Origin of the sequence: Kribbella sp. NPDC050124, from assembly GCF_044460355.1 — a bacterium.
Taxonomy (GTDB): domain Bacteria; phylum Actinomycetota; class Actinomycetes; order Propionibacteriales; family Kribbellaceae; genus Kribbella.
Map to the genome: position 1 here is coordinate 141,611 of NZ_JBITJU010000015.1, position 22,664 is coordinate 164,274.

The window sequence follows — 22,664 nt, forward strand, 5'->3', positions numbered from 1 at the left end:
GGCTATCGCGCTGCAAGCCAGTGCTGTGCGGCGAGCTGGATGGCGTCCCAGGGGCTACCCAGGGGCGGTGTATAGGCGAGGTCGAGGTCGAGGAGTTGTTCGACGGTCAGGCCGGTTTGCAGCGCGACGGCGTAGCCGACGATTCCGGCGAACTCCTTGGAGCCGCCCGCGGCGTTCTCTCCGGCGACGCGGCCTTGCTTGTGGGCGGTGGTCCCGAGCGGCACGTATGTCGGCTCGGCCAGCAAGACGTGATGCGTGTGCACACAGTCGCCGGCGGCCCAGACATCCGGAAGGTTGGTGCGCATGTGACGGTCCACGATGATCGTGCCGTGGTTGTTCAATTGTACGCCGGCGGCCGCAGCGAGCTCGCTGTTCGGCCGGACGCCTCTGACGACCAGGACGGCGTCGGCGGTGATCTCGTCGGCGAGCTCCTGATCGAGGTCGTCGTCGAGCTCGCGGGCCTCGTCCATGGTGTGCAGCAGGTAGGTGTCGGCGACCAGGATCGTCACGGTGCTCTCGGGCGCGCACTCCCGGGCGCGCAACGCGGCACTGATCCCTGCGTCGGAACCGCCCACCACCACAATCCGCATCTCTCCGGCTCCCGTCATCTCGGACTTTGCCTCAGGCAATCAAACCGGATCGACGGGCGGTTCCCCGGCCGGACATCATTCGGCGAACTCCCGGTCGACAACAGGTGGCACCCTGAACTGGTACCCAAGCCCGCGGATCACCTTGATCCACTGCGGGTTCCGCTCGTCGTCGCTGAGGCGTTTGCGCAGCCGCATGATGTGCACGTTGAGCGTGTTGCTCCGGATCGTCACGCCTTTGCCCCAGACCGCCCCGCGGACCTCCTCACGGGTGACGAGCTCGCCGGGCCGTTCGGCGAAGAAGCGGAGCAGGAGGAACTCCATCGGCGGCAGCTCGATCTGGCGGCCGTCGAGCCACATCTGCGGTACGGCGCCGTCGACCCGGAGCCGCCCGAGGTCGAGTGCCAGCGGTCGCAGATCGACTTGGTTCGGGGCCGGTGCGAGTGAGTTGATCAGGGCGAGCAGTTCACGGACCCGGTACGGGCGCGGAACCACCGCGCTCGCTCCGGCGTCGCTGGCGCGGCTGGTGAACTCGCTGCAGCCGGCGTCCGCGCCGACGATGACCGGTTGCTCCGGGTCGTCGGCGCGGACGATGTTGAGGAATTCGATCGGGTCCAGGCGTCCACTGCCCGGGCCGAGCAGAACAACGTCGGGGCACAGCTTGCCGACGTGGAGAAGTGCCTCCGCCGCGTCGGTGCAGACGTGCACCTCGAGCGGTTGCGCGAGCGCGGCGGCGAGCAGTTCGTCCACCGTCTCGCCATGATCGACGACCAGCACCGAGATGCGGAACTCCGGCTTCCGGTGGGCCGGATCAGCGGACCGGCGGCGAGTACGCACGGGATGGCCGTGTGACTCCCTGGCGTTCATCATCGGGGCGGTCATGGCGGATCAGCCGAACCTGCCCGTGATGTAGGCCTCGGTGCGTTCGTCGGCCGGGTTGCCGAAGATCTTGCCGGTGGTGTCGAACTCGACCAGCCGGCCGGTTCGCTGGCCGTGTTCGTCGGCGGCCGCGGTGAAGAACGCCGTACGGTGGGACACCCGGGCGGCCTGCTGCATGTTGTGGGTGACGATGATGATCGTGAAGGTCTTGGCCAGCTCGACCATCAGGTCCTCGATCTTGGCCGTCGCGATCGGGTCCAGCGCCGAGCACGGCTCGTCCATCAGGATCACCTCGGGGCTGGTGGCGATCGTCCGGGCGATGCACAGCCGCTGTTGCTGGCCGCCGGACAGGCCGTAGGCGCTCTGCTTGAGCTTGTCCTTGACCTCGTCCCACAGGGCCGCCCCGTGCAGTGCCTTCTCGACGACCTCGTCCATGTTCTTCGGCTTCATGCCGGTGACGCGGGGGCCGTAGGCGACGTTGTCGTAGATCGACTTCGGGAACGGGTTGGGCTTCTGGAAGACCATGCCGATCCGGCGCCGTACCTCGATGACGTCGACGCTCGGGTCGTACATGTCGACCCCGTGGAACGTGACGTTGCCCAGCACACGGGCGCCGGGGACGAGGTCGTTCATCCGGTTCAGGCAGCGCAGCACGGTCGACTTGCCGCAGCCGGAGGGACCGATGAGTGCGGTGATCTCCTTGCTGCCGAACACCATGTCGACGCCCGAGACGGCGAGGAACTTCTCGTAGTAGACCTCGAGGTCGCGCAGTTCGATCACGCCGTCCGGCTGGGCCGCCGGCGCACGGTGGTTGGTGCGGTCGCCGAGCTCGACGTGGATCTCGTGCGGTGCGCCGACCGCGCCGACCGTCTCGGGAACGGTGGCGAGGTCCGGTTCGACGTTCGTCATGGGTGGGTCTCCCGGAGTGGTCATGGTCACCAGCGGTGCTGGTAGTGGTTGCGCAGCCAGATCGCGACGGCGTTCATGGCCAGCAGGACGACGATGAGCAGCAGGATGGCGGCGTACGCGAGGTCGCGGAACGCGTCGCGGTCCTGCGGGACGAGGTTGTAGATCTGCACCGGCAGCGTGGTGTACTTCGACAGCACGCCGTCGGGGTTGAACGTGACGAAGGTCGTGGCGCCGACCAGGATCAACGGGGCTGCCTCGCCGATCGCCCGCGACATCGCCAGGATCGATCCGGTCGCGATGCCGGGCAGGGCGGCCGGCAGCACTTGGAGCCAGGTCGTTTGCCACTCGGTCGCGCCGAGCGCGAGTGAGCCGTCACGGATCTCCCGCGGTACGGCGCGCATCGCCTCCCTGGCCGTGATGATGATGACCGGAAGGATCAGCAGAGCCAGCGCGATACCGCCGGCCAGCACGACCGCGCCGACCGAGAGCGGGCCGCGGACGACGAAGCCGAGGGTGAGGATGCCGTAGATGACCGCGGGGACGGCGGCGAGGTTCTGGATGTTGAGCTCGATCGCCCGGTTCCACCACTTCGCCGGATTCGCGTACTCCTCCAGGTAGACGGCCGCTGCGATGCCGAGCGGCAGCGCGATCAGGACGGTCATGGCGCCGACCCACAGCGTGCCGAGCAAGGCCGACTGCACACCGGCCGTCGCGGGCCTGATCTTCGACGGCTGATTCGCGATCAGGTTCGCGTCGAGGCGCGCGAGTCCTTTCTGCACGATCACCGCGAGCATGAAGAAGAGGAACACACAGATCAGCGCGAGGCACGTCCACAGGACGGCGGCGAAGATCGCCGAGATGATGCCGTCGCGGCGCCGGCCACGGGTCAGGGCATTTCCCCGGGTCACACTGGCTGTTGTCATCAGTAGGCCTGCCTGTACTTGCGCACCAGCCGGATGCTGGCCAGGTTGATCACGAACGTGATCGCGAAGAGCAGCGCTCCCACGGCGAACAGCGAGTAGTAGACCGGCGACCCTTGTGGCGCGTCGCCGCTGGCGATCTGGGCGATGAAGCCGGTCATGGTCTGGGCGCCTTCGCGTGGGTCGAAGGTCAGCTGGGCCCGGCTACCGGCCGCGATCGTGACGATCATCGTCTCCCCGACCGCCCGGGAGAACCCGAGCACGATCGCCGCGACGATCCCGGACAACGCGGCCGGGAACACCACTCGCAGCGTGGTCTTCATCCGGTTGGCCCCGAGCGCGTACGACCCTTGCCGCAACGCCAGCGGTACCGCGGACATCGCGTCCTCGCTGAGTGATGCGACGGTCGGGACGATCATGAACCCCATCACGATGCCGGGCGAGAGCATGTTGTGGATGGTGGTGAAGTGGACCAGGTTCGCGAGGATCGGCGTGATGATCGTCAGCGCGAGGAACCCGTAGACCACGGTCGGGATGCCGGCCAGCACCTCGAGCACCGGCTTGAGCACCTTGCGGACCCGCTCGGAGGCGTACTCGCTCAGGTAGATCGCTGCCCCGAGTCCCAACGGTACGGCGACGGCCAGGGCGATCAGCGTCACGATGAGGGTCGCGACCACCAGGGGCAACACGCCCCAGGCCTTGTCGGTCCAGCTGAACTTGTCACCGAAGCCGGCGGTCCACTCGGTGCCGAGCAGGAAGTCGCCGACCCCGACATGGGTGAAGAACGCGACCGTCGGGGCGAGCAGCGACAGCACGATGCCGATGGTGACCGCGACGGACACCCAGGCCGCCGTGATCATCGTTGCTTTGATGAATCGCTCGCCGCGCCGGGGGTGTTGCTGGGTCAGGTCGACGGCGGGCCCACGCCAGGCGGGTGGGTGGTTCCGCTTCGTGGCGGAACCACCCGTCGCCGTGTCTGCCGTTGTGTCCGGCATGGTCACTGGGCCTTCAGCTTGTCCAGTTCGGTCTTCGCGGTCGCCTTCTGGGCGTCCGTCAGCGGCACGAACTTGGCCGCCTCGACGATCTCCTGGTTCTTCTCCAGGTAGAACTCGACGAACCCGAGCACCTGCTTCTTCTGCAGGCCCTTGTCCGACGGGTAGATGAACAGCGGACGGGCCAGCGGCGTGTAGGTGCCGTCCTGCGCGGTGGCCACCGACGGCTCGACGCAGCCCTTGCCGCCGTCGACCTTCAAGGCCTTCAGCTTGTCCTCGTTCTCCTCGAAGTAGGAGAAGCCGAAGTAGCCGAGCGCGCCCTTGGCGCCGGACACACCCTGGACGGTGACGTTGTCGTCCTCGGTCGGGTTGTAGTCGGTGCGGCTGGCGCCTTCCTCACCGTTGATCTCGGCGGTGAAGTAGTCGAACGTGCCGGAGTCCGAGCCGGCGCCGTACAGCGGGAGCGGCTCGTTCGGGAACTTCGGGTCGACCTGGTTCCAGCTCTTCACCTTCGAGCCCGGCTCCCAGATCTTCTTCAGCTGGGCGACGGTGAGGCAGTCGACCCAGTCGTTGTCCTTGTTGACGACGACGGTCAGCGCGTCGTTGGCGACCTGGAGCTCGGAGAACTTGACGCCGTTCTTCTCGCACAGCGCCTTCTCCTCGTCCTTGATCGGACGGGACGCGTCGGAGATGTCGGTCTCGCCGGCGCAGAACTTCTTGAAACCGCCGCCGGTGCCCGAGGTCCCGACCGCGACGTCGACGCCGCTCTGCTCCTCCTTGAACAGTTCACCCGCGGCCGCGGTGAGCGGCTCGACCGTGCTCGAGCCGTCGACGACCACCTGCCCGGACAGCGCCTCGCCGCTGCCGCTGTCGCCGGAGCTCTCGTTGTTGTTCCCACCGCACGCCGTCAGGGCGAGCAGGGCGGCCGCCGAGACGGCGACGTAGCGCATGTGCTTGACCGGGCGCATGACCACCGGGCACCCCTCCATGTTGTAGGCCCCGGAGACCCGGGACACCGCGGGCTGAACGCGTTCACGTGACAACTAAATCGAAGAAGTTCGATGTAAACGCCAGGTGAACGGATGGTGATCACTGGGCTGTAGATAGACGAATCTCGATGTACGAAATCCAGCCCGTGACCAGGTGGTTTCCGCGGGTGGCTGTTCACCCAATGGTCACGGACTGACCACCGCCAACGTGCGGGAACGCCTGTCCCCACCCGCGTGCTCGGATCGCTGAACACCTGCTCGGGTGGCCTGACGCCGTGGGGCGTCGCCGATCTCCTGTCCGGACAACCTCGACTTCGATGCCCACGGCAACCCGCGGTGATCGTCACCTGGCGGCCCGACGGGGGCGAGATCGGCGCCTGAGACTGGGCCGGCCGCTCCTCTGCTCCTTGGGGCGGCCGGCCCTCGCTGGGTGTCTAGCCGGTGAACATATTCGTGCCCAATACGTTTTCTGCGACGGCAGCCATTTACACTGCTGAGGTGAGCCCCCGCCAGAGCGCCGCCCGAGTCGGTGCGCCGAGCAATGACGGTGCTCAGCAGGTCACCGGCGTCGCGATCGACCGCGACGAGGCCGAGCGACTGGCCGTCGTACTGAAAGCCCTCTCCGACCCGACCCGGCTGCAGCTCCTGGCGATGATCGAGGCGAGCCCGAACGGCGAGGCCTGTGTCAACGATCTGACCGAGCCCCTCGAGCTCAGTCAGCCAACCATCAGCCACCACCTGAAAATCCTCGTCACCGCGGGAATTCTTGCCCGGGACAAGCGTGGCCTGTGGTCCTGGTACTCGATCGTCCCGGAGCAGCTCCAGACGCTGCGGGCACTCTTGCCTGGGCCTACCTTCCTGCGCTAGCCCGCACCACGTACTCGGCGTCGCGGGATATGCCGCGCAGCGTGTTCGACGAGAAGGATCGCTGGAACTCGACGCCGAGGTACGCTGACGGGCGGACAGCCCAGCGGGCGAGATCCGCTGGGCTGTACTTCATGGCGAGGTCTGTGTCAGTCGTCGCATCCGCATCCGCATCCACAGCCAGATGAGCACGTCGGGTCGTCGCAACAGGTGGTGTCGTCGAGGATCTCGAGCACGGTGTTCACCTCCCCTCGAATCCGGGTGGACACCAAGTGGTGTCCGGCGCGGGCGGAAGGCAGTCGGCGCTCGGCAGTGCGTCCGCCATCGCGACGATCTGCCCCCGCAGCTCGGTCAGCCGAGCCAGTTCGGCGTCGAGCTCAGCCAGCCGGCGCTGCAACAACTCCGCCGCTGGCTCACACGGACATGTGCCGGTGTCCCGAACGGCCAGCAGATCGGAGATCTCACGCAGCCGCAGGCCGAGCCGCTGGCAACCTTGGATGAACCGCAGCCGTTCGATCGTCGAAGGTTCATACAGCCGGTAACCGGCCGGTGAGCGTTCCGGTGCCGGCAGCAGACCCTCGCGCTCGTAGTAGCGGATCGTGTCGGCGGAGACAGCTACCGCCGCGGCGAGCTGGGCCACCCGCAGACCCTGAACCGCAACGCTGGTGTTCATGCATCGAACGTAAACCTTGGACCCCACTCCAAGGTCAAGCCCTCGTGCATCATTCTGTGGCTGTGCGCCGGTAGCAGAGCACGGCGGCGGGAATGGTGACGACGAGCAAGCCGGCGATCCAGGCGAGTGCGTGCCGGACGGGATCGGCGGTAGGGCCGCCGAGGGTGAGGGCGCGCAGGGCGTCGACGGTGATCGTCACGGGGTTGATCTCTGCGAAGGTCTGCAGCCAGGTAGGCATTGTCGTGACCGGGACGAATGTCGAGCTGGTGAAGACGAGAACGATGACCGGCATGAGTCCGAGCAGCCCGGCCGACTCGGCGTCGCGCACGAGGAGTCCGATCAGTGCGTTGATCCACGAGAAGGAGACGCCGATCAGAAGGGCGAGTCCGATGGTGCCGACCGCGGCGGCGGCGCCGGCGTGGAAGCGGAACCCGATCGCGTAGCCGACGCCGATCATCAGCAGGACGACGAAGAGGTTGCGGATCGCGTCGGCCAGGGCTCGCCCGGCCAGTACGGCTGATCGGGTCATCGGCAGGGCGCGGAAGCGGTCGATCATGCCGGTCGCGAGGTCGTCGGCGATCGCGACGCCGGTCTGGGATGCGCCGAAGGCGATCGCCAGCACGAACAGGCCGGGTAGCAGGAAGTCGACGTACCTGGTGACGCCTGGTGGGTCGACCGCGCCACCGAACACAGAGGTGAACAGAACCACGAACAGGACGGGCTGTGCGGTGGCGTACGCGATCAGGGTGGGCACTCGGACGAGCCTGCGCAGGTTCCTCGCGGTGATCACGGCGACGTCGCTCAGGAGTTGGGGGAGAGCGGCCTGCTCGTCGGTCCGCCGTACCCAGGTCGCAGTCATCGAGAGCTCCGGATCTGGACGTGGTCGTCGCTTGTGGACTGTCCGGTCAATGTGAGGAACACATCGTCGAGTGACGGGCGGCGCAGAGCGACATCGGTCACCGGCACGCCCGACTCGCGCAGGCGGGTCACCACCTCGCCGAAGGCTTCCAAGCCGCCCGAGATCGGCAGCACCATCGTGCCGTCGGCCACATCCATCACCGGAGCGGCAGAGCTGAGATCCGAGAGCTTGGCGGCGAGTGACTCCGGATGAGCGTTCTGTGGGATGCGCACCTCCACTCGATCGCCGCCAACGCGGGCTTTGAGCTCGTCCGCCGTACCGGTGGCGATCAGGCGTCCCCTGTCGATGACGGCAATCGCGTCCGCCAGTCGATCGGCTTCTTCCAGGTACTGCGTGGTCATGAGGACCGTTGTTCCTTGTGAAGCCAGGGTGGAGATCGCCGACCAGAGATCGATGCGGCCACGCGGGTCGAGTCCGGTGGTCGGCTCGTCGAGGAACAGTACGGCGGGTCGCCGCACCAGACTCGCCGCGAGGTCGAGTCGCCGTCTCATGCCACCGGAGTAGCCGCGGACCAAACGGTTCGCCGCGTCGGACAGGTCGACCATGGCCAGCAGTTCGTCTGCTCTCCGGTTCGACGGCCCGCGGTTCAGCCCGGACAGCCGGCAGATCATTCGCAGGTTTTCGCGGCCGGTGAGGTAGCCGTCCACGGCGGCGAACTGGCCGGACAAGCCGATGATCCGCCGTACGGCCCTGGAATCGCCGACCACGTCGAGACCGGCCACCCGGACTGTGCCGGCGTCCGGTCGCGTCAGCGTCGCCAGGATGCGAACCAGGGTGGTCTTGCCTGCGCCATTTGGTCCGAGGAGCCCGAGGACCGTGCCCGCCGGAACCTGCAGGTCGACATCGGCCAGCGCCTCGATCGCGCCGAATCGCTTCCTGAGTCCGTCAACCTCGATCGCGGGCACCTCCATGACGCCACCGCCTCATAGCTAGCATTACTACCTATGCCCTTGGTGTAGCATAGCTACCTATGAGGGTGGATGCGCAAGTGCTGAAGGGGCACCTCGACGTCCTGCTGCTCGCCACCTTGGCTGACGGCCCGCTGCACGGCTATGCGATCAAGGAGGCGCTGCGCGAGGGCAGCGAGGGCCGCTTCGACCTGCCCACGGGCACCGTCTATCCCGCGTTGCACCGGCTGGAGCGTGCCGGTCTGATCGCTGGGTCGTGGTCGGTTGTCGACGGCCGTCGCCGCCGCAGCTACCAGCTCACGGCCGACGGTCAACGCAAGCTCACGGGAGAACGCGCGAACTGGCGCGAGTTCGCGCAAGCGGTCACCACCATGCTGGAGCCGAACAAATGGCTGACCGGGACCTGATCGCGGACTACGTCGCCGAACTGGCTCGCCGGCTCGCACCCGAGATCGTCGAGGAGCTCGCGGACGGCCTCGAGGAATCGGTTCGGAATCAGCTGAGCCGAGGCCTGACGCCGCTCGAGGCGGCCACTGCCGCCGTCGAAGAGTTCGGTTCGCCGACCGAGATCGCAGCGGCGTTCGCACGGCAGTCGGTAGGTCACCGTACCGCCGTGGCACTGCTGGAGACGGCGCCGCTCTTCGCAGTTCTCTGGGGATTTGCGCTGATCGGCGCGAAAGCCTGGAATTGGCCGATCCCTGTGAGTCTTGCCTGCCTGTTCGGTGTCACTCTCGTCTCGATCGCCGCGACGCTGCTGACCGTCGTGCGGAGCAAGAAGCCGTCTACTGCTCGGCTGGCTGCGCCTGCGACTGTGGCGATCACCCTCCTCGACCTCGGGCTGTTGACCATTGTCCTAGCGGTAGGCCCGGTGTTGACGGTTGTGATCGCGCTCGCGGCGTCCGCCAGCCTGACGCGCGCTGCCCTGTCGATCCGCCAACTCCCAGGCCTCCTGGCCGGGTGACGGTCATGCGTTCAGCGTCAGTTGGTGGCGGTGGAAGTTGAAGTGTTGGGTGGGGAAGCGGTAGAGGTCGGCCAGGGTCATGTAGTGCTTGAAGAACGGGTCCCAGCGGGTGGGGTAGCACATCCCGCGGTTGAGGTCCGTGTCGGTCTCTGCGTCCAAGCGGCGGTGCAGCTTGTCGACGACGTGGTCGAACATCAGCTCCATGCGATGTGGGGTCATCGCTGTGCCGCCGGCGTACGAGCCGAGGAAGTTCACCGCGTCGAAGGGTTTGGTGCCGGCGTTGAGGGTTCGCGCGAACACCTCGCTCGCGCCGGTCGGCAACCTGTCGAAGATGCGGGCCAGCCTCAGCAGCGCGCGGATGATGAGGTACCCGAGCAGCATGTGGAACAGCAGTTGCCGGTTGTTCCAGCGGGTGCCGTTCGACGGTCGGCGCAGGCTCTGCGCGGTCGCTCCTTCGATGAGTTCGTGGAAGGAGCGACGCGCAGCCTCCAGCTCCTCGTGCGTCACGTTCCGGTCCATGGATTCATGGTGGACCAACCGCTGACGACGAGAATGTGCGGTCAGAGGATCGTGAGGGAGATGGTGCCGGGCGCGAGCCTGTTGGTGGAGACTCTGTCGTTGCCGGTCAAGGTGTCGACGGTCAGCTGGTCAGCTGGTTCGACGTCCGACAGCCGGACGTCCGCGCTGAGTCCTGAGACCCGCACGTCGCCACCGGAGCCGGAGACGCGGATGTGATCCTTGCCGGGTGTGCCGGTGACGGTCACTGCGTCGACCGCTGAGTCGCCGCCGCTGGTGTTGATTTGTGCGCCGAGGTCGATGTCGAGCTCCCGTACGTCGGTTCCGCGCAGGTCCCCGATGGAGACGGAGTCCGCGCCGCCCAGGGCGTTGAGTTTCACCCGCTCCACGTTGTCGGTGTCCATCACGATGTTGCCGACGTCGCGGGTGAAGCGGAGGCGGGGCCCGTTCGCGGTGGCGGCGAATCGCTCGGCGATGGCCGCGCCGTTGAACAGCATCGTGTCGGGACCGCGACCGCCTTCGATAACGTCACTGCCGTCGCCCGGATCCCAGACGAACGTGTCGCTGCCGTTGCCGAGGAAGGCCGTGTCGGCGCCGCGGTTCCCGTCGACGAAGTCGTTGCCGTTGCCGGTACGGAAGACTTCGTTGCCGCTGCCACCGAACGCGGAGTCGTTGCCGTTGCCGGTGTCGATGATCGTGAACGGCTGCGTTTCGGCGCCGTAGTCGATCCGTACGACGTCGTTGCCGCCGCGACTGGTGACCTTGATCTGGGTGAAGTCGGCCCGCTGGACGATGCGCGGCGCCGTACCGTTGCCGAAGTCGACCTCGACGACCGAGGTGTTGGTCGCCGGCACGCGCAGGGTGATGTTGTCTGCGCGGTTCGTTCCCGTGACGGTCAGTTGTCCGTTGTCGATCACGACTCCGCTCGCGGGCGCCGCGGACGCCGTACCGGCGAAGCTCACTGCCAAGCCGGTAGCGATCGCTGCCGCGCTCAGACCTCGCCGGAGTCGTCTTGTCACACTGCTCATGATTGAGCCCCTCCCTTGGTCGCGGCCCTCCTGATGGGCTGCGCTGTCGGTGTTTACGGGGCCTACACGAGTGTCATCGCCGACCGGTTCAGAGCGAATTTCTCCGAGAAGTTGCTAAGGGCATCTAACGGGAATTCCCGGGCCGAGGGTTGAACCGGATCGGCCCGGGATCCGTATAGAGAGGCGGCGATCAGCGGTTGGTGTCGTAGACCAGCTTCTGGATGCCGTTGGGGTAGGACTGGCTCTCGACGAGGGTCAGCTTCTGCTTGTCCTTGTCGGTGTCGCTGAACAGGCGCTTGCCGGCGCCGAGCAGGACCGGGAAGACAAGGAGGTGGTAGCGGTCGATCAGACCGGCGTCGGACAGGTTGCGGTTGAGGGTCGCGCTGCCGTGGACGATGATCGGTCCGCCCTCGGTCTCCTTGAGCGCCGCGACGTCGTCGAGCGTGCGCAGGATGGTGATGTCGCCCCAGTTCGACACCAGGTCGGACTCCTGCAGGGTGGTCGAGACGACGTACTTCGGCATCGTGAGGTACAGCGGGAAGTCCTCGGTCATGGTCGGCCACACCGGCGAGAACGCCTCGTAGCTGACGCGGCCCATCATCATGGCGGCGGCTTGCTCCTGCTCGCGGCCCTTGAGCTCGTAGGCGGACTCGTCGAACGCGATGTCCTTGAACGTCCAGCCGGCGTTGCGGTAGCCGGTATCTTCGCCGGGCGAGTCGACGACGCCGTCCAGCGAGACGAAGGCAGTGGCGATCAGGGTGCGCATCTCATGCTCCTTGGGTTGGTTGATGTGCGGTCGTCACTGCGTCGATCGAGAGCCGCTGGACACTACACAGCTCTCACAGACAACAAGTGTGACGCCGATCACACTCGTCAGCGTCCGAAGGCCCAGGCTGCCATCAGGGGGAGTTCTTCGCGCCAGAACGGGTCGCCGTGGTCCCCGGGCCGCTCAGTGATGACGACGTCGGCGTTCGCCGCCTTGAGTGCGTCCGCCCAGCGGGTCGCGTTCTCCTGGAACCACGGTTCCTCGGTGCCCGCGACCAGGTACGTGCGAGGCAGCGAGCTCTGCATGTCGCCCGGCGGCTGGTACCCGCCACCCGGTGACGCGCAGAAGATCGCGCCGTAGATGTCCGGGTGGCGAAGCCCGGTGGCGAGCGCCAGTTCGCCACTCGCCGAGACGCCGAACACCGCCGTACGTTCGGTGGGCAGCGCGACGCCGAAGCGCGTCCGCACCCACTCGCGGACGTCCTCGACGAAGAACTTCTCGTGCGCCCCGAAGCGTTCGGCGTCGAAGCCGGGAGAGTACTCGTGGATCCGCTGCATCTCGTCGTCGAGGCGGTGCGCGGCCACGAGCAGCGTCGGCGGCACGTCGGCCGCTTCGTTGAGGAACTCGCCCCACTGCGAGATCAGTTGACCGTCGCCGGCGTACACGACCGCCTGTGGAGTTTCGGCTGGCACGTACGCCGTGACCCGCCGGCCACCGTCGTACTCGAGCGTTTCGGTGACGAGTTCTCCCGCGCTGGACGGCATTGTGTGTGGCCCCTCACTCGCCGGATCTTGTAGTGTCACAGTCTGCCGAATCGGCAGGCACCTTGTGTGATGCCTGACTGCTTGATGACCGAGGAGTTCTCGACTATGCCAGAAGACATCAGCCCTCTGATCCGGACGGACATCCCGCACTCGGCACGGATCTGGAACTACTGGATGGGGGGCAAGGACAACTTCGAGATCGACCGCGTCGTGGGCGACGCCGGAGTCGAGGTCGACCCGGACATCGCGACGATGGCGACCGAGTCGCGGAAGTTCCTGGTTCGTTCCGTGCGCTACCTGGCGTCCGAGATCGGCATCCGCCAGTTCCTCGACATCGGAACCGGCCTGCCGACGATGCAGAACACCCACGAAGTCGCTCAGAGCGTGGCTCACGACGCGAAGATCGTCTACGCCGACAACGACCCGATGGTCCTCGCGCACGCTCGGGCGTTGCTGACCAACACCACGCCCGAGGGTGTGACGACGTACATCGACTCTGACTACCACAAGCCCGAGCAGATCCTCGCCGACGCCCGGAACGTGCTGAACTTCAACCAGCCGATCGGCGTCATGTTCATGGGCGTGCTGGGGCACGCTCAGACGTACGACGACCTGCGCCGGATCGTGTCGACGGTGATGGACGCCGTACCGTCGGGGAGTTACCTCACCATGTGGGACGGCACGACCGACAGCCAGGCCTACGTGACGCTGTGCGAGAACTACGCCAAGACCGGCGGCGTCCCGTACGTGCCCCGGCCGCAGGACGAGATCCGCGCGGTCTTCGACGGCCTCGAGATGGTGCCGCCTGGCTTCGTGTCGATCACCCAATGGTGGGCAGACGAGGACGACAGCGACCTGGAGGACGCGCGACCGATCTCCGCGTACGGCGCAGTCGCCCGCAAGCCCTAGTCAAGCCCACACCCTGCCAAAGGACTCCTGACTCGTAGGAGTCCTTTGGCAGGTGCTGCCCGGCCGAGTCCTAAGCCCCTTCTCGGGACCCGGTTCGGCGGGGAGGTCGGGACTTTTGGCCTCTGGGTTCGGGGGCGGGGGCGGCGCAGGCTGGGTGCATGTCCTCGTTCATCGTGCCGGTCAGGTCGTCGCGTGAGCCGTGGTTCCGGCAGCGTCCGGCGGCCGCGGTGGCGCTCGCGGCAGTGCTCTACGCCTTGGTGCTGGTGCTGCGCTTGTTCACTGGAGGACCGTCCGACGCCTACGCGCTGCTCTTCGTCCTGCCGATTGCCCTGGTCGCCGTCACCTTCGGGATGCGCGCCGGGCTGGCTGGTGGTGTGGTCGCCGTCGCGCTCATCGTGGTCTGGGTGATGGTCGAGGACGTTTCGCTCAGCCCGATCGGGTGGGTGTCGCGCATCGTGCCGTTGCTGCTGCTGGGCGTGTTGCTCGGGGACGCCGCGGACCGGCTGCGTCGTGCCGAGGAGGAGCGGTTGCGGCTGGAAGCCGCGGCCCTGCTGTACCGCGAGGCGATCGAGATCAACGACTCGGTCGTACAGGGCATGGCGGCGGCCCGCTGGGCCCTGGAGACGGGCCGGGTGGACGCGGGCCTGCAAACCCTCGAGCAAACAATCACTCAGGCCGAGGAACTGGTGTCCGGCCTGATCCGGCAGGCAGGCCTGGGCGGCTCCAGTCCGGCGGCCATCGCCCCCACTGCACACCTCGAGCCCAGAGAAATCGACGGCCCCCGCTAGCTGCACCGGGCCGAGGAGTCGTCGCCCGGGCCTTTGGTCGGATCGCCGCGAGGCCTTCGCCTCTGTGGGCCGACGCCCCCACGGGCGTTCGGTGGAAGCTGATAGGCACAGACAGCGCGGTGGGGAGGTGCCGGTGATGACCAACCCAGGCATGAAGGAGCCGCGGGCGGTCGCGGTTGGTGTCGGGGGGAGTTGGATCGATGACGGGGCCGTGGACTGGGCGCTGTCCGAGTCGGTGGTGAGCGGGGCTCCGATTCGGGTGCTGCACGTGGTCGAGCACCGAGCGCGACCATTGAACGGGCCCGCGGCGGTGTCGGAGGCCGAGCAGTTGGTCGACGACGTCCGTGAGTACCTGGACCGCCACGACACGGGCGCGGTGCACACCGGCGTGATCTTGTCCGGCGGACCGGCACACATGCTGGGGCGGTGCACCGCCGGCGACCGGATGCTGGTCGTGGGGCGGCACAGCCGAGGTCTGGTCGGCCAGGTGCTGATCGGCTCCACGGCGGAGGCGGTGGTCTCCGAGCCGAGTACGGCGGTAGTCGTCGTACCGCCGACGTGGAGTCCAGGAGACCCGGCGGCCCCGATCGTGGTCGGAGTGGACGAGCTCGAACACTGCGAGACGGCGCTGGACTTCGCTGCCGCACTGGCGGCGGAACGCGGTGCCCCGATCCGGATGGTCCAGGTCTGCGACACCGGAGAACCAGCCGTCGAAATCGAGAGCCAGGAACTGGAAGCGGCAGATCGCCACTGCCGGGAGAGGTTCCCCGGCGTGAGGTTCGAGACCGAGCTCAGGCGAGGTCGACCCGTGGCCGAACTGCTCGACGCGGCGCAAGCTGCAGGTGCCCAACTCCTGGTCGTCGGAGGCCGCAGCCATCGCCGTCTGGTGGCAGCCGTGCTCGGCTCCACGGTCAGGGGAATCCTCCAGCACGCCGATTGCCCGGTCGCGATTGTCCACCAGCCGGGTGCGGATTCCTGAGGTGCGGTTACTTGTCGGAGTTGACGGCGAGCTCGGTCGAGATTTGGTGGGCCCAGTCGGTGATCTTCTTCCAGTCGCGGGAGTCGACGGCCAGGTCACCGGTCGCGAGTCTCCGGGCGAGGAAGCCTTTCGCCGAGTCCGGGTCCAGCCGGCCCGCGAACGTCACGGCGGGCTCGGCGCCGATCCGGTCAGCGAGTCGCGCGACCTTGCGTGGCATCGTCTGGGCCTCGTCCTTGTCGGGGCCGACCGGCCCGCTGTGGAACAGCCAGACCTGCCGCGTGCTCAGCTGATCCGCGTGCTTGCGCAGGAACGTGACCGCCTCGGGACGCCAGCGGCGCAAGTAGATCGCGCTGCCGACGATCACGGCGTCGTACTCGCTGACGGCCTTCACGTCGGCGACGTCGAGCACGTCCACCTGATGACCCGCCCTGCGCAGTTCCTCGCCGATGGCGCCGGCGATGCTGGCGGTGGCCCCCATCTTGGTGGCGTAGGCCACCAGAACCTTTCTGGACATCGAAACCTCCTCTCTGGCGATCGTCAACGGACGATCGCGACGGGGCAGTGGGCGTGGTGAAGCACGGTCTGGCTGACCGAGCCGAGCAGCAGGCCGGCGAATCCACCGCGCCCGCGGGAACCGGCGACGGCGAGTTCGGCAGACTCGGCGGCGTGCAGGATGGCGCGCGCCGGCGGACCAGCGACCAGGCGGGTGTCCCACTCGACGCCGGGGTGATCGGCGGCCGCGCCGGCGACGGCTTCAGCCACGAGCACCAGCGCGGACTCCTGCACAGCGTCCTCGTCGAACTCCAGCATCGATTTCCCGTCATCGTCGTACGTGCGGAACGGGCTCGACCAGGCGTGTACGGCGAGCACCCGCGCGTTCAGCGCCTCGGCTTGGTCGAAGGCGAAGTCGATCGCCTTCGCCGATGACTTCGAGCCGTCCACACCGACCACGACCGTCCGTGCCTCGTGCGCCCGCGGACGCAGGTCCGGCGGAATCACGACGACCGGGCAGTGGGCGTGCGTCGTCACCTGGACGGCGACGGAACCGACGATCAGACCACTCCAGCCGCCGAGTCCGCGCGATCCCAGCACCAGGAGCCGAGCGTTCCCGGTCTCCTCGATCAGCGCGCCGGCCGCATCGCCCTCGACGAGTATTGTCTCGACCTGAAGCGTCGGGTGCTGTTGGCGGATGCCGTCCGCCAGCGCGCTGAGGCCGCGCTCCCGGGCGGTGCGCAGGCCCGCGAGTGGCACCACCTTGCCGGGTGACGGCCGGGTGAACACCACGATTTCGAACGCCTCGACGACCCGTAGCGGAGCATGGAGCCGATCGGCTTCAGCGGCTGCCCACTGCAGGGCGGCTTGGCTTGACGGCGAGCCGTCGTACCCGACGACGACCGAACCGGGTTGTGCTGACATGGGTTCTCACCTTCCGTGCGCGGTGGCGATGTCGCGGCCGTCGAGGGCCGGTAGGGCGATGGCAGTGAGTACGACGGTCCCGGCGAAGAGCCAGCCGTGACCGGCGGTGAGTCCGGCGCCGAGCGGACCTTCGTGGAAGGCCTGGTAGAACGGCGAAAACGGCAGCCACGACTCCACCGAACTGAGCAGCAGGCCGGCGGCGTACAGAACGTACGCAGCGGTGGCGGCGACCGAGCCGACCACGATCGCAGTCCCGCGACGGCCGGTGATCGCACCGGCGGCGAGTGCCAGGGAGCCGAACTCGAGTCCGAGCAGCGTCATCGCGAGGGCGCCGGTGGCTGCAGCTCCGACGCTGATGCCGAGGTCGAACAGGGCATTCCCGGCGAGCGTCGATGCGAACAGCGCGGTGCCGAGGACCGCGAGCGAGGTCGCTAGGGCGAGCGCCTTCTCCACGACGATCCGGGCCCCGGACACCGGGGTGACGAGGAGCAACTCCAGCGTCCCCTGCTCCTCCTCGCCGGCCAGCGCGCGAGCACCGCGGCCGATGCCGTAGACGAGGAACAGCGCCGGCAGCAGCAACGTGAAGAGCTCGGCGTTGAGGAAGCCGGCGCCGGTCGTCATGGCCTCGAGGTCGAAGAACTTCTTCAGCTCCTCGGGAAACGAGCCGTAGATCTGTTCGAGGTCGAGCCCGCGGACCGACGGCCACAGTGCCGACTCGAGCACGGTCAGCGCCGCGATGGCGATCGACCAGCCGAACAGGCCGCGGCGGGCGTCGTACAGGGACTTCAGGTAGACGTTGCGGAACATGCCGATCACCTCGGGGTCGCGTAGTAGTCGAGGAACACGGCTTCCAGGTCGGCCTCGTGACTGACCAGGTTGGTGACCTCGTACGGCGCGACGGCCCGGACCAGCTCGGCGGTCGACCCGGTGACCACGACGTGCGCGGTACGGCCGTCCGACGACACGTCCTGGACACCGGGGACCTGACGGATCCGGTCGAGCGGGGGAGTGGCGGCGAAGGTCAGGTCGAGCCGCCGGCGCGCCTGGGCCTTGAGCGCTTCGACGGACTGGGTGGTCACGAGCTCGCCCCGCCGGAGGATGCCGACGGTGTCGGCGACAGCTTCGACCTCGGCGAGGATGTGCGAGGAAAGGAAGACGGTGCGGCCTGCGTCCCGGGTCTCGCGCAGCAGGGCGAGAAACTCACGTTGCATGATCGGGTCGAGTCCCGCGGTCGGCTCGTCGAGGATCAGCAGTTCGGGTTCGTGCATGAACGCCTGGATGATGCCGAGCTTCTGCCGGTTTCCGCGCGACAGGGCGCCGATCCGGATCTCGGTGTCGAGCTCGAATCGTTTGGCCAGGCGGTCCACCGCGGCCTGGTCGACGCCGCCGCGCAGGTGTGCGAAGTAGCGCAGGTACTGCGTCCCGGTGAGATCGGGGTAAGCGGCGAAATCCCCTGGTAGGTAGCCGATGCGTCGCTGCAGGGCGTCGTACTGATCGGCGGCGTCGAAGCCGAAGACGATCGCGGAGCCGGACGTCGGCCGGATCAGGCCGGCGAGCAGCCGGATCGTGGTGGTCTTGCCGGCGCCGTTGGGGCCGAGGTAGCCGAACACCACGCCACGCGGGACGTCCAGGGTGAGCTCGCTGAGCGCGAGGTGACGGCGGAACTTCTTCGTCAACCGCCGGGTCCGGATCGCGACCTCCATGCCAGCTCCCTCCTCACTCTCGACGCTACGGATCAGCCGCCGGGTTGATCAGGGCCGAAGGTCCCCATGTCCCGCGCCGGGTGGCATCACGTCGGCCGGTGTGGCGAAGCTCAGCGCACCACTGCGACCGGGCATGGGGCGTGGTGGACGAGCGACCGGCTGGTCGAGCCGAGCAACAAGCCACGGAATGCGCCATGTCCGCGCGATCCGACCACCAGCAGGTCAGCGGTCCGACCGGCGGCGACCAGTACGTCGTCCGGCCGCCCGTGCACGAGTTCCTGCCGTACGGCGACGTCCGGGTACCTCTCCCGGTGGCCCGCAATCGACTCGGCCAGCAGGGCCGCGCTCTGCTGCTCGAGTGCGTCGAGGTCGTAGACCACGGGCAGTGGATCGTCCGGCCCGGTGCTCACCGGGTCGTGCCAGGCCATCACTGCGATCAGTCGCGCCCGTCGGGCCTGAGCCGCCTCGTAGGCGAACTCGACCGCGTCCAGGGACAGCCCGGATCCGTCGACCCCGACCACCACCTCGCCGGTCGGAGGCCCGGACTCCCACCGGGGCGGGATGATCACGACCGGACACGGTGCATGCGTCGCGACGTGCGCCGCCACCGATCCCATCGCCAGGTCACGGAACTCGCCCAGCCCCCGCGACCCGACCACCACCATCGACGCCTCGGTTGCCTCCTGCAACAACACCTCCGCGGCGCTGCCGAAGCTCACGACGGCGTCCACGGCCAGTTCCGGGTCGTCCGTCCGGATGCGCTCGGCCACCTCACCGAGCAGCTTCTCGGCCGTACGGCGTACGGCGTCGGCCGGCAGCGGCGTCGTGACACCCGTGGGGCTGCGGAGCATCGGTAGCGGAAGCACGTAGGTCAACCGGAGGCTCCAGCTCCGCCGATCGGCCTCGTCGGCGGCCCACCGGACTGCGGCTTCGCTTGCGGGCGATCCGTCGTACCCGACGACAATGGTCACGGCCGTGCTCCTTCGGATGGGCGCCAGTGCCAGTCGCGGATCTCGGGCAGGTCCTCGCCGTGCTCCAGGATGTAGGCGTGATGCCGGGCGCGCTGGTCGGTCAGCCATTGCCGGACGTGTACGGCGCGCTCGGCCAGCCCGGGCACTCGGTCGATCACGTCCATCGCGAGGTGGTACCGGTCGAGGTCGTTGCGGACCACCATGTCGAACGGCGTCGTGGTGGTGCCCTCCTCCTTGTAGCCGCGGACGTGCAGGTTCGGGTGACTGTGCCGGCGGTAGGTCAGCCGGTGAATGAGCATGGGGTAGCCGTGATAGGCGAAGATGATCGGCGTGCTGGTGCCGAAGAGCGCGTCGAACTCGGCGTCGGGCAGCCCGTGCGGATGTTCGGAGGCCGGCTGCAACCGCATCAGGTCGACGACGTTGACCACCCGGATCTTCAACTCTGGAAGGTGTTCGCGCAGCAGACTGACCGCTGCCAGCGTCTCCACCGTGGGGACGTCACCGGCGCAGGCCATCACGACGTCCGGCTCGCCGGCGTCGTTGCTCGCCCAGCTCCAGACGCCGAGACCGCGGGCGCAGTGCAGCTCGGCGGACTCCAGGTCGAGCCAGTCCTCCTGCGGGTTCTTACCGGCGACGATCACGTTGATGTAGTCCCGGCTGGCCAGGCAGTGCCTGGCGGTGGACAGCAGCGTGTTGGTGTCCGGCGGCAGGTAGACGCGGATCACTTCGGCCTTCTTGTTCACGACGTGGTCGATGAAGCCGGGATCCTGGTGCGAGAAGCCGTTGTGGTCCTGGCGCCAGACGTGCGACGTGAGCAGGTAGTTGAGCGACGGCACCGGTCGCCGCCAGGGCAGAGCGCGGGTCACCTTCAACCACTTGGCGTGCTGGTTGACCATCGAGTCGACCAGGTGCACGAAGGCCTCGTAGCAGGAGAACCAGCCATGCCGGCCGGTCAGCAGGTATCCCTCGAGCCACCCTTGGCAGGTGTGCTCGCTGAGGATCTCCATCACCCGGCCGTCGACCGCCAGGTGCTCGTCGGTCGGCAGCACCTCGGCGTTCCACGCCTTGCCGGTCACGTCGTACAGCGCGTCCAGCCGGTTGGACGCGGTCTCGTCCGGTCCGAACACCCGGAAGTTGCGCTGGGCAAGGTTGTTGCGCATCACGTCGCGCAGGTAGGTGCCGAGAACTCTGGTGGGCTCGTGCCGCACGCTTCCGGGTGCCGGTACGTCGACGGCGTACCCCGTGAGCGAGGGCAACTCGAGCTCACGCGTCAGGATGCCGCCGTTGGCGTGCGGAGTGGATCCCATCCGCCGGTCACCGGACGGCACCTGGGCGAGCAGCCCGGCAACCGGCCGCCCGGACTCGTCGAAGAGCTCCTCCGGTCGGTAGCTCCGCAGCCAGGTCTCCAGCAGTTCGAGGTGCTCGGGCGACGTCCGTACCGCAGACAGCGGGACCTGATGGGCTCGCCAGGTGCCTTCCACCGGCAGCCCGTCGACCTCTCGGGGTCCGGTCCAGCCTTTCGGCGTACGGAACACGATCATCGGCCACGGTCGCCGCGGCGCATCAGGATCGCTTCGGGCCTCGTCCTGGATGGACTTGATCTCGTCCAGAACGCGGTCGAGGGTTGCGGCCAGCGTCTGGTGGACGACCTCCGGATCGGACCCGCCGACCAGGTACGGCGTGTAGCCGTACCCCGTCAGCAGGTCGGTCAGCTCGTCGTCACCGATCCGGGCCAGGATCGTCGGGTTCGCGATCTTGTACCCGTTCAGGTGCAGGATCGGCAGCACCGCGCCGTCGGTGCGCGGATCGAGGAACTTGTTCGAGTGCCAGGACGCGGCCAGCGGCCCGGTCTCGGCCTCACCGTCACCGATCACGCAGGCGACGACGAGATCAGGATTGTCGAGTACGGCGCCGTACGCGTGGCTCAGCGAGTAGCCGAGCTCGCCACCCTCGTGGATCGAGCCGGGCAACTCGGGCGCGACGTGACTCGGAATCCCACCGGGAAACGAGAACTGACGGAACAGGCGCTCCATCCCGGCGGCGTCGCGCGACACCTCCGGATAGGTCTCGCTGTAGCTGCCTTCGAGCCAGGTGTTGGCCGCGATCGCAGGCCCGCCGTGGCCGGGGCCGATCACGTACATCATCGAGAGATCGCGCCGGCGGATGACGCGGTTGAGGTGCGCGTACAGGAGGTTGAGTCCGGGCGTCGTACCCCAGTGGCCGAGCAGTCGCGGCTTGACGTCCTCGGCTCGGAGCGGCTCCCGCAGCAGCGGGTTCCGCAGCAGGTAGATCTGACCGACGGACAGGAAGTTGGCGGCTCGCCAATAGGCGTCCAAAGCGTCGAGCTCGTCCGCACTCAGCGGCTTGTCGCTGACCTGCTGCATAGTCACTCCCTTTGGCGTGGGCATCACTCCAACCTTCGCTCCGCGGGGCCGGCGGCCGGTAGAGGCCAAGGTCCGCCGCGGGGCGGGCCCTTTGGGACCAAGGTCCCGGCAGATCGTGTTCTTGGTCCCTGCTCGGGACGCAGTGGGCGGTGGATCATGGAGGGGAGGGAGCGATTTCATGACCATCAAGGTGTTCTTGCTCGACGACCACGAGGTCGTTCGGCTCGGCTTACGGCAGTTGCTCGAGGGCGAACCCGATATCGAGGTCATCGGCGAGGCCGGTACGGCGGCACAGGCCGTGGCCCGGGTTCCGGCGCTGCGGCCCGACGTTGCGGTGCTCGACGTACGGCTGCCGGACGGCGACGGGATCACCGTGTGCCGGGAGATCCGGTCGGCGATGGATTCGCCGCCGGCCTGCCTGATGCTGACGTCCTTCTCCGACGACGAGGCGCTGTTCACCGCGATCATGGCCGGCGCGAGCGGGTACCTGCTGAAGCAGGTGAGCAGCTCCGACCTGATCGGCGCCGTACGGCGGCTGGCGTCGGGGGAGTCCCTGCTCGATCCGTCGATGACGACTGCCGTCCTGGAACGGCTCCGGCATCCGGTCGACGAGGACGAGGACCCGCGGTACAAGTCGCTGACCGAGCAGGAGCGCAGGATCCTCGACGAGATCGCGGCCGGCAAGACGAACCGGCAGATCGCGCAGAGCATGTTCCTGGCCGAGAAGACGGTCAAGAACTACGTCTCCGGCCTGCTGCGCAAACTCGATATGGAACGCCGTACCGAGGCCGCTGTCTACGCCGTCGAGCGCTCCAAGCGTCGCCCGGTGCGCTGACCGA

26 protein-coding genes are annotated in these 22,664 nt (G+C 67.7%); 7 read left to right on the plus strand and 19 right to left on the minus strand.

The annotated features are described in order from the left end of the window. Nucleotides 1–2: 2 nt before the first annotated feature. From ACIBL3_RS29795 to ACIBL3_RS29820, 6 genes are all read right to left on the minus strand, one after another. Nucleotides 3–590, minus strand: a complete 588-nt coding sequence (locus tag ACIBL3_RS29795) for an FAD/NAD(P)-binding oxidoreductase (protein WP_396356991.1) — start codon at nt 588–590, stop codon at nt 3–5. A 75-nt stretch (nt 591–665) separates the two neighbouring features. Then, nucleotides 666–1,424, minus strand: coding sequence for a response regulator transcription factor (locus ACIBL3_RS29800; RefSeq protein ID WP_396356992.1), 759 nt, complete (start codon nt 1,422–1,424; stop codon nt 666–668). 51 nt (nt 1,425–1,475) lie between these two features. Further along, nucleotides 1,476–2,375, minus strand: coding sequence for a phosphate ABC transporter ATP-binding protein PstB (pstB, locus tag ACIBL3_RS29805; protein WP_396356993.1), 900 nt, complete (start codon nt 2,373–2,375; stop codon nt 1,476–1,478). 26 nt (nt 2,376–2,401) lie between these two features. Next, nucleotides 2,402–3,298 (minus strand): phosphate ABC transporter permease PstA, encoded by an 897-nt coding sequence (gene pstA / locus ACIBL3_RS29810; protein ID WP_396356994.1) that lies wholly within the window; start codon nt 3,296–3,298, stop codon nt 2,402–2,404. Next, complete coding sequence (gene pstC / locus ACIBL3_RS29815; protein ID WP_396356995.1) at nt 3,298–4,290, minus strand: phosphate ABC transporter permease subunit PstC; 993 nt, start codon at nt 4,288–4,290, stop codon at nt 3,298–3,300. The genes pstA and pstC overlap by 1 nt, the downstream gene beginning before the upstream one ends. A 2-nt stretch (nt 4,291–4,292) precedes the next feature. Then, on the minus strand, nt 4,293–5,255 hold the full coding sequence (locus ACIBL3_RS29820) for a PstS family phosphate ABC transporter substrate-binding protein (protein ID WP_396356996.1): 963 nt from the start codon (nt 5,253–5,255) through the stop codon (nt 4,293–4,295). Between the two features lie 519 nt (nt 5,256–5,774). Between ACIBL3_RS29820 and ACIBL3_RS29825 the strand changes: the two genes are divergently transcribed. Further along, the gene (locus ACIBL3_RS29825) at nt 5,775–6,143 is read left to right on the plus strand and encodes an ArsR/SmtB family transcription factor (RefSeq protein WP_396356997.1); all 369 of its coding nucleotides are present in this window, start codon (nt 5,775–5,777) and stop codon (nt 6,141–6,143) included. 238 nt (nt 6,144–6,381) lie between these two features. Here ACIBL3_RS29825 and ACIBL3_RS29830 read toward each other — a convergent pair whose 3' ends face one another. Genes ACIBL3_RS29830 through ACIBL3_RS29840 form a run of 3 tightly spaced genes read right to left on the minus strand, consistent with a single transcriptional unit; the run spans nt 6,382 to nt 8,643 of the window. Beyond that, nucleotides 6,382–6,813, minus strand: coding sequence for a MerR family transcriptional regulator (locus ACIBL3_RS29830; protein WP_396356998.1), 432 nt, complete (start codon nt 6,811–6,813; stop codon nt 6,382–6,384). Between the two features lie 49 nt (nt 6,814–6,862). Beyond that, nucleotides 6,863–7,672, minus strand: coding sequence for an ABC transporter permease (locus ACIBL3_RS29835; RefSeq protein ID WP_396356999.1), 810 nt, complete (start codon nt 7,670–7,672; stop codon nt 6,863–6,865). Continuing rightward, the gene (locus ACIBL3_RS29840; RefSeq protein WP_396357001.1) at nt 7,669–8,643 is read right to left on the minus strand and encodes an ATP-binding cassette domain-containing protein; all 975 of its coding nucleotides are present in this window, start codon (nt 8,641–8,643) and stop codon (nt 7,669–7,671) included. Before ACIBL3_RS29840 ends, ACIBL3_RS29835 begins: the two co-directional genes overlap by 4 nt. 59 nt (nt 8,644–8,702) lie before the next feature. On the opposite strand from ACIBL3_RS29840, the gene ACIBL3_RS29845 reads away from it, so the two are divergent. Continuing rightward, nucleotides 8,703–9,047 (plus strand): PadR family transcriptional regulator, encoded by a 345-nt coding sequence (locus ACIBL3_RS29845; protein ID WP_396357002.1) that lies wholly within the window; start codon nt 8,703–8,705, stop codon nt 9,045–9,047. Continuing rightward, nucleotides 9,029–9,601 carry a permease prefix domain 1-containing protein gene (locus tag ACIBL3_RS29850; protein ID WP_396357003.1) on the plus strand — a complete coding sequence of 191 codons (573 nt, stop codon included), beginning with the start codon at nt 9,029–9,031 and terminating at the stop codon, nt 9,599–9,601. Before ACIBL3_RS29845 ends, ACIBL3_RS29850 begins: the two co-directional genes overlap by 19 nt. 3 nt (nt 9,602–9,604) lie before the next feature. Here ACIBL3_RS29850 and ACIBL3_RS29855 read toward each other — a convergent pair whose 3' ends face one another. The 4 genes from ACIBL3_RS29855 to ACIBL3_RS29870 form a co-directional block, all read right to left on the minus strand. Next, complete coding sequence (locus ACIBL3_RS29855) at nt 9,605–10,120, minus strand: DinB family protein (protein WP_396357004.1); 516 nt, start codon at nt 10,118–10,120, stop codon at nt 9,605–9,607. A gap of 41 nt (nt 10,121–10,161) precedes the next feature. Beyond that, nucleotides 10,162–11,145, minus strand: coding sequence for a calcium-binding protein (locus ACIBL3_RS29860; RefSeq protein ID WP_396357006.1), 984 nt, complete (start codon nt 11,143–11,145; stop codon nt 10,162–10,164). A gap of 190 nt (nt 11,146–11,335) precedes the next feature. After that, complete coding sequence (locus ACIBL3_RS29865) at nt 11,336–11,911, minus strand: dihydrofolate reductase family protein (protein ID WP_396357008.1); 576 nt, start codon at nt 11,909–11,911, stop codon at nt 11,336–11,338. 107 nt (nt 11,912–12,018) lie between these two features. After that, nucleotides 12,019–12,675 carry an alpha/beta hydrolase gene (locus tag ACIBL3_RS29870; protein ID WP_396357009.1) on the minus strand — a complete coding sequence of 219 codons (657 nt, stop codon included), beginning with the start codon at nt 12,673–12,675 and terminating at the stop codon, nt 12,019–12,021. 105 nt (nt 12,676–12,780) lie between these two features. Between ACIBL3_RS29870 and ACIBL3_RS29875 the strand changes: the two genes are divergently transcribed. The 3 genes from ACIBL3_RS29875 (at nt 12,781) to ACIBL3_RS29885 (ending at nt 15,351) form a co-directional block, all read left to right on the plus strand. After that, on the plus strand, nt 12,781–13,584 hold the full coding sequence (locus ACIBL3_RS29875) for an SAM-dependent methyltransferase (RefSeq protein ID WP_396357010.1): 804 nt from the start codon (nt 12,781–12,783) through the stop codon (nt 13,582–13,584). Between the two features lie 158 nt (nt 13,585–13,742). Then, entirely contained in the window at nt 13,743–14,372 is a 630-nt protein-coding gene (locus ACIBL3_RS29880) for a hypothetical protein (RefSeq protein ID WP_396357011.1), read from the plus strand. Nucleotides 14,373–14,508: 136 nt separating this feature from the next. Then, on the plus strand, nt 14,509–15,351 hold the full coding sequence (locus ACIBL3_RS29885) for a universal stress protein (RefSeq protein WP_396357013.1): 843 nt from the start codon (nt 14,509–14,511) through the stop codon (nt 15,349–15,351). Nucleotides 15,352–15,358: 7 nt separating this feature from the next. Here ACIBL3_RS29885 and ACIBL3_RS29890 read toward each other — a convergent pair whose 3' ends face one another. The 6 genes from ACIBL3_RS29890 to ACIBL3_RS29915 form a co-directional block, all read right to left on the minus strand. Next, entirely contained in the window at nt 15,359–15,865 is a 507-nt protein-coding gene (locus tag ACIBL3_RS29890) for a flavodoxin domain-containing protein (protein ID WP_396357014.1), read from the minus strand. A 23-nt stretch (nt 15,866–15,888) separates the two neighbouring features. After that, nucleotides 15,889–16,767, minus strand: a complete 879-nt coding sequence (locus ACIBL3_RS29895; RefSeq protein WP_396357015.1) for a universal stress protein — start codon at nt 16,765–16,767, stop codon at nt 15,889–15,891. Nucleotides 16,768–16,773: 6 nt separating this feature from the next. Then, nucleotides 16,774–17,574, minus strand: coding sequence for an ABC transporter permease (locus tag ACIBL3_RS29900; protein WP_396357016.1), 801 nt, complete (start codon nt 17,572–17,574; stop codon nt 16,774–16,776). A gap of 5 nt (nt 17,575–17,579) precedes the next feature. After that, nucleotides 17,580–18,470 (minus strand): ABC transporter ATP-binding protein, encoded by an 891-nt coding sequence (locus ACIBL3_RS29905; protein ID WP_396357018.1) that lies wholly within the window; start codon nt 18,468–18,470, stop codon nt 17,580–17,582. Between the two features lie 110 nt (nt 18,471–18,580). Beyond that, the gene (locus ACIBL3_RS29910) at nt 18,581–19,441 is read right to left on the minus strand and encodes a universal stress protein (RefSeq protein ID WP_396357020.1); all 861 of its coding nucleotides are present in this window, start codon (nt 19,439–19,441) and stop codon (nt 18,581–18,583) included. Then, nucleotides 19,438–21,825: a phosphoketolase gene (locus tag ACIBL3_RS29915; RefSeq protein ID WP_396357021.1), complete on the minus strand. Its 2,388-nt coding sequence runs from the start codon at nt 21,823–21,825 to the stop codon at nt 19,438–19,440. Before ACIBL3_RS29915 ends, ACIBL3_RS29910 begins: the two co-directional genes overlap by 4 nt. A gap of 178 nt (nt 21,826–22,003) precedes the next feature. On the opposite strand from ACIBL3_RS29915, the gene ACIBL3_RS29920 reads away from it, so the two are divergent. After that, nucleotides 22,004–22,660 (plus strand): response regulator, encoded by a 657-nt coding sequence (locus ACIBL3_RS29920; protein ID WP_396357023.1) that lies wholly within the window; start codon nt 22,004–22,006, stop codon nt 22,658–22,660. Nucleotides 22,661–22,664: the final 4 nt, after the last annotated feature.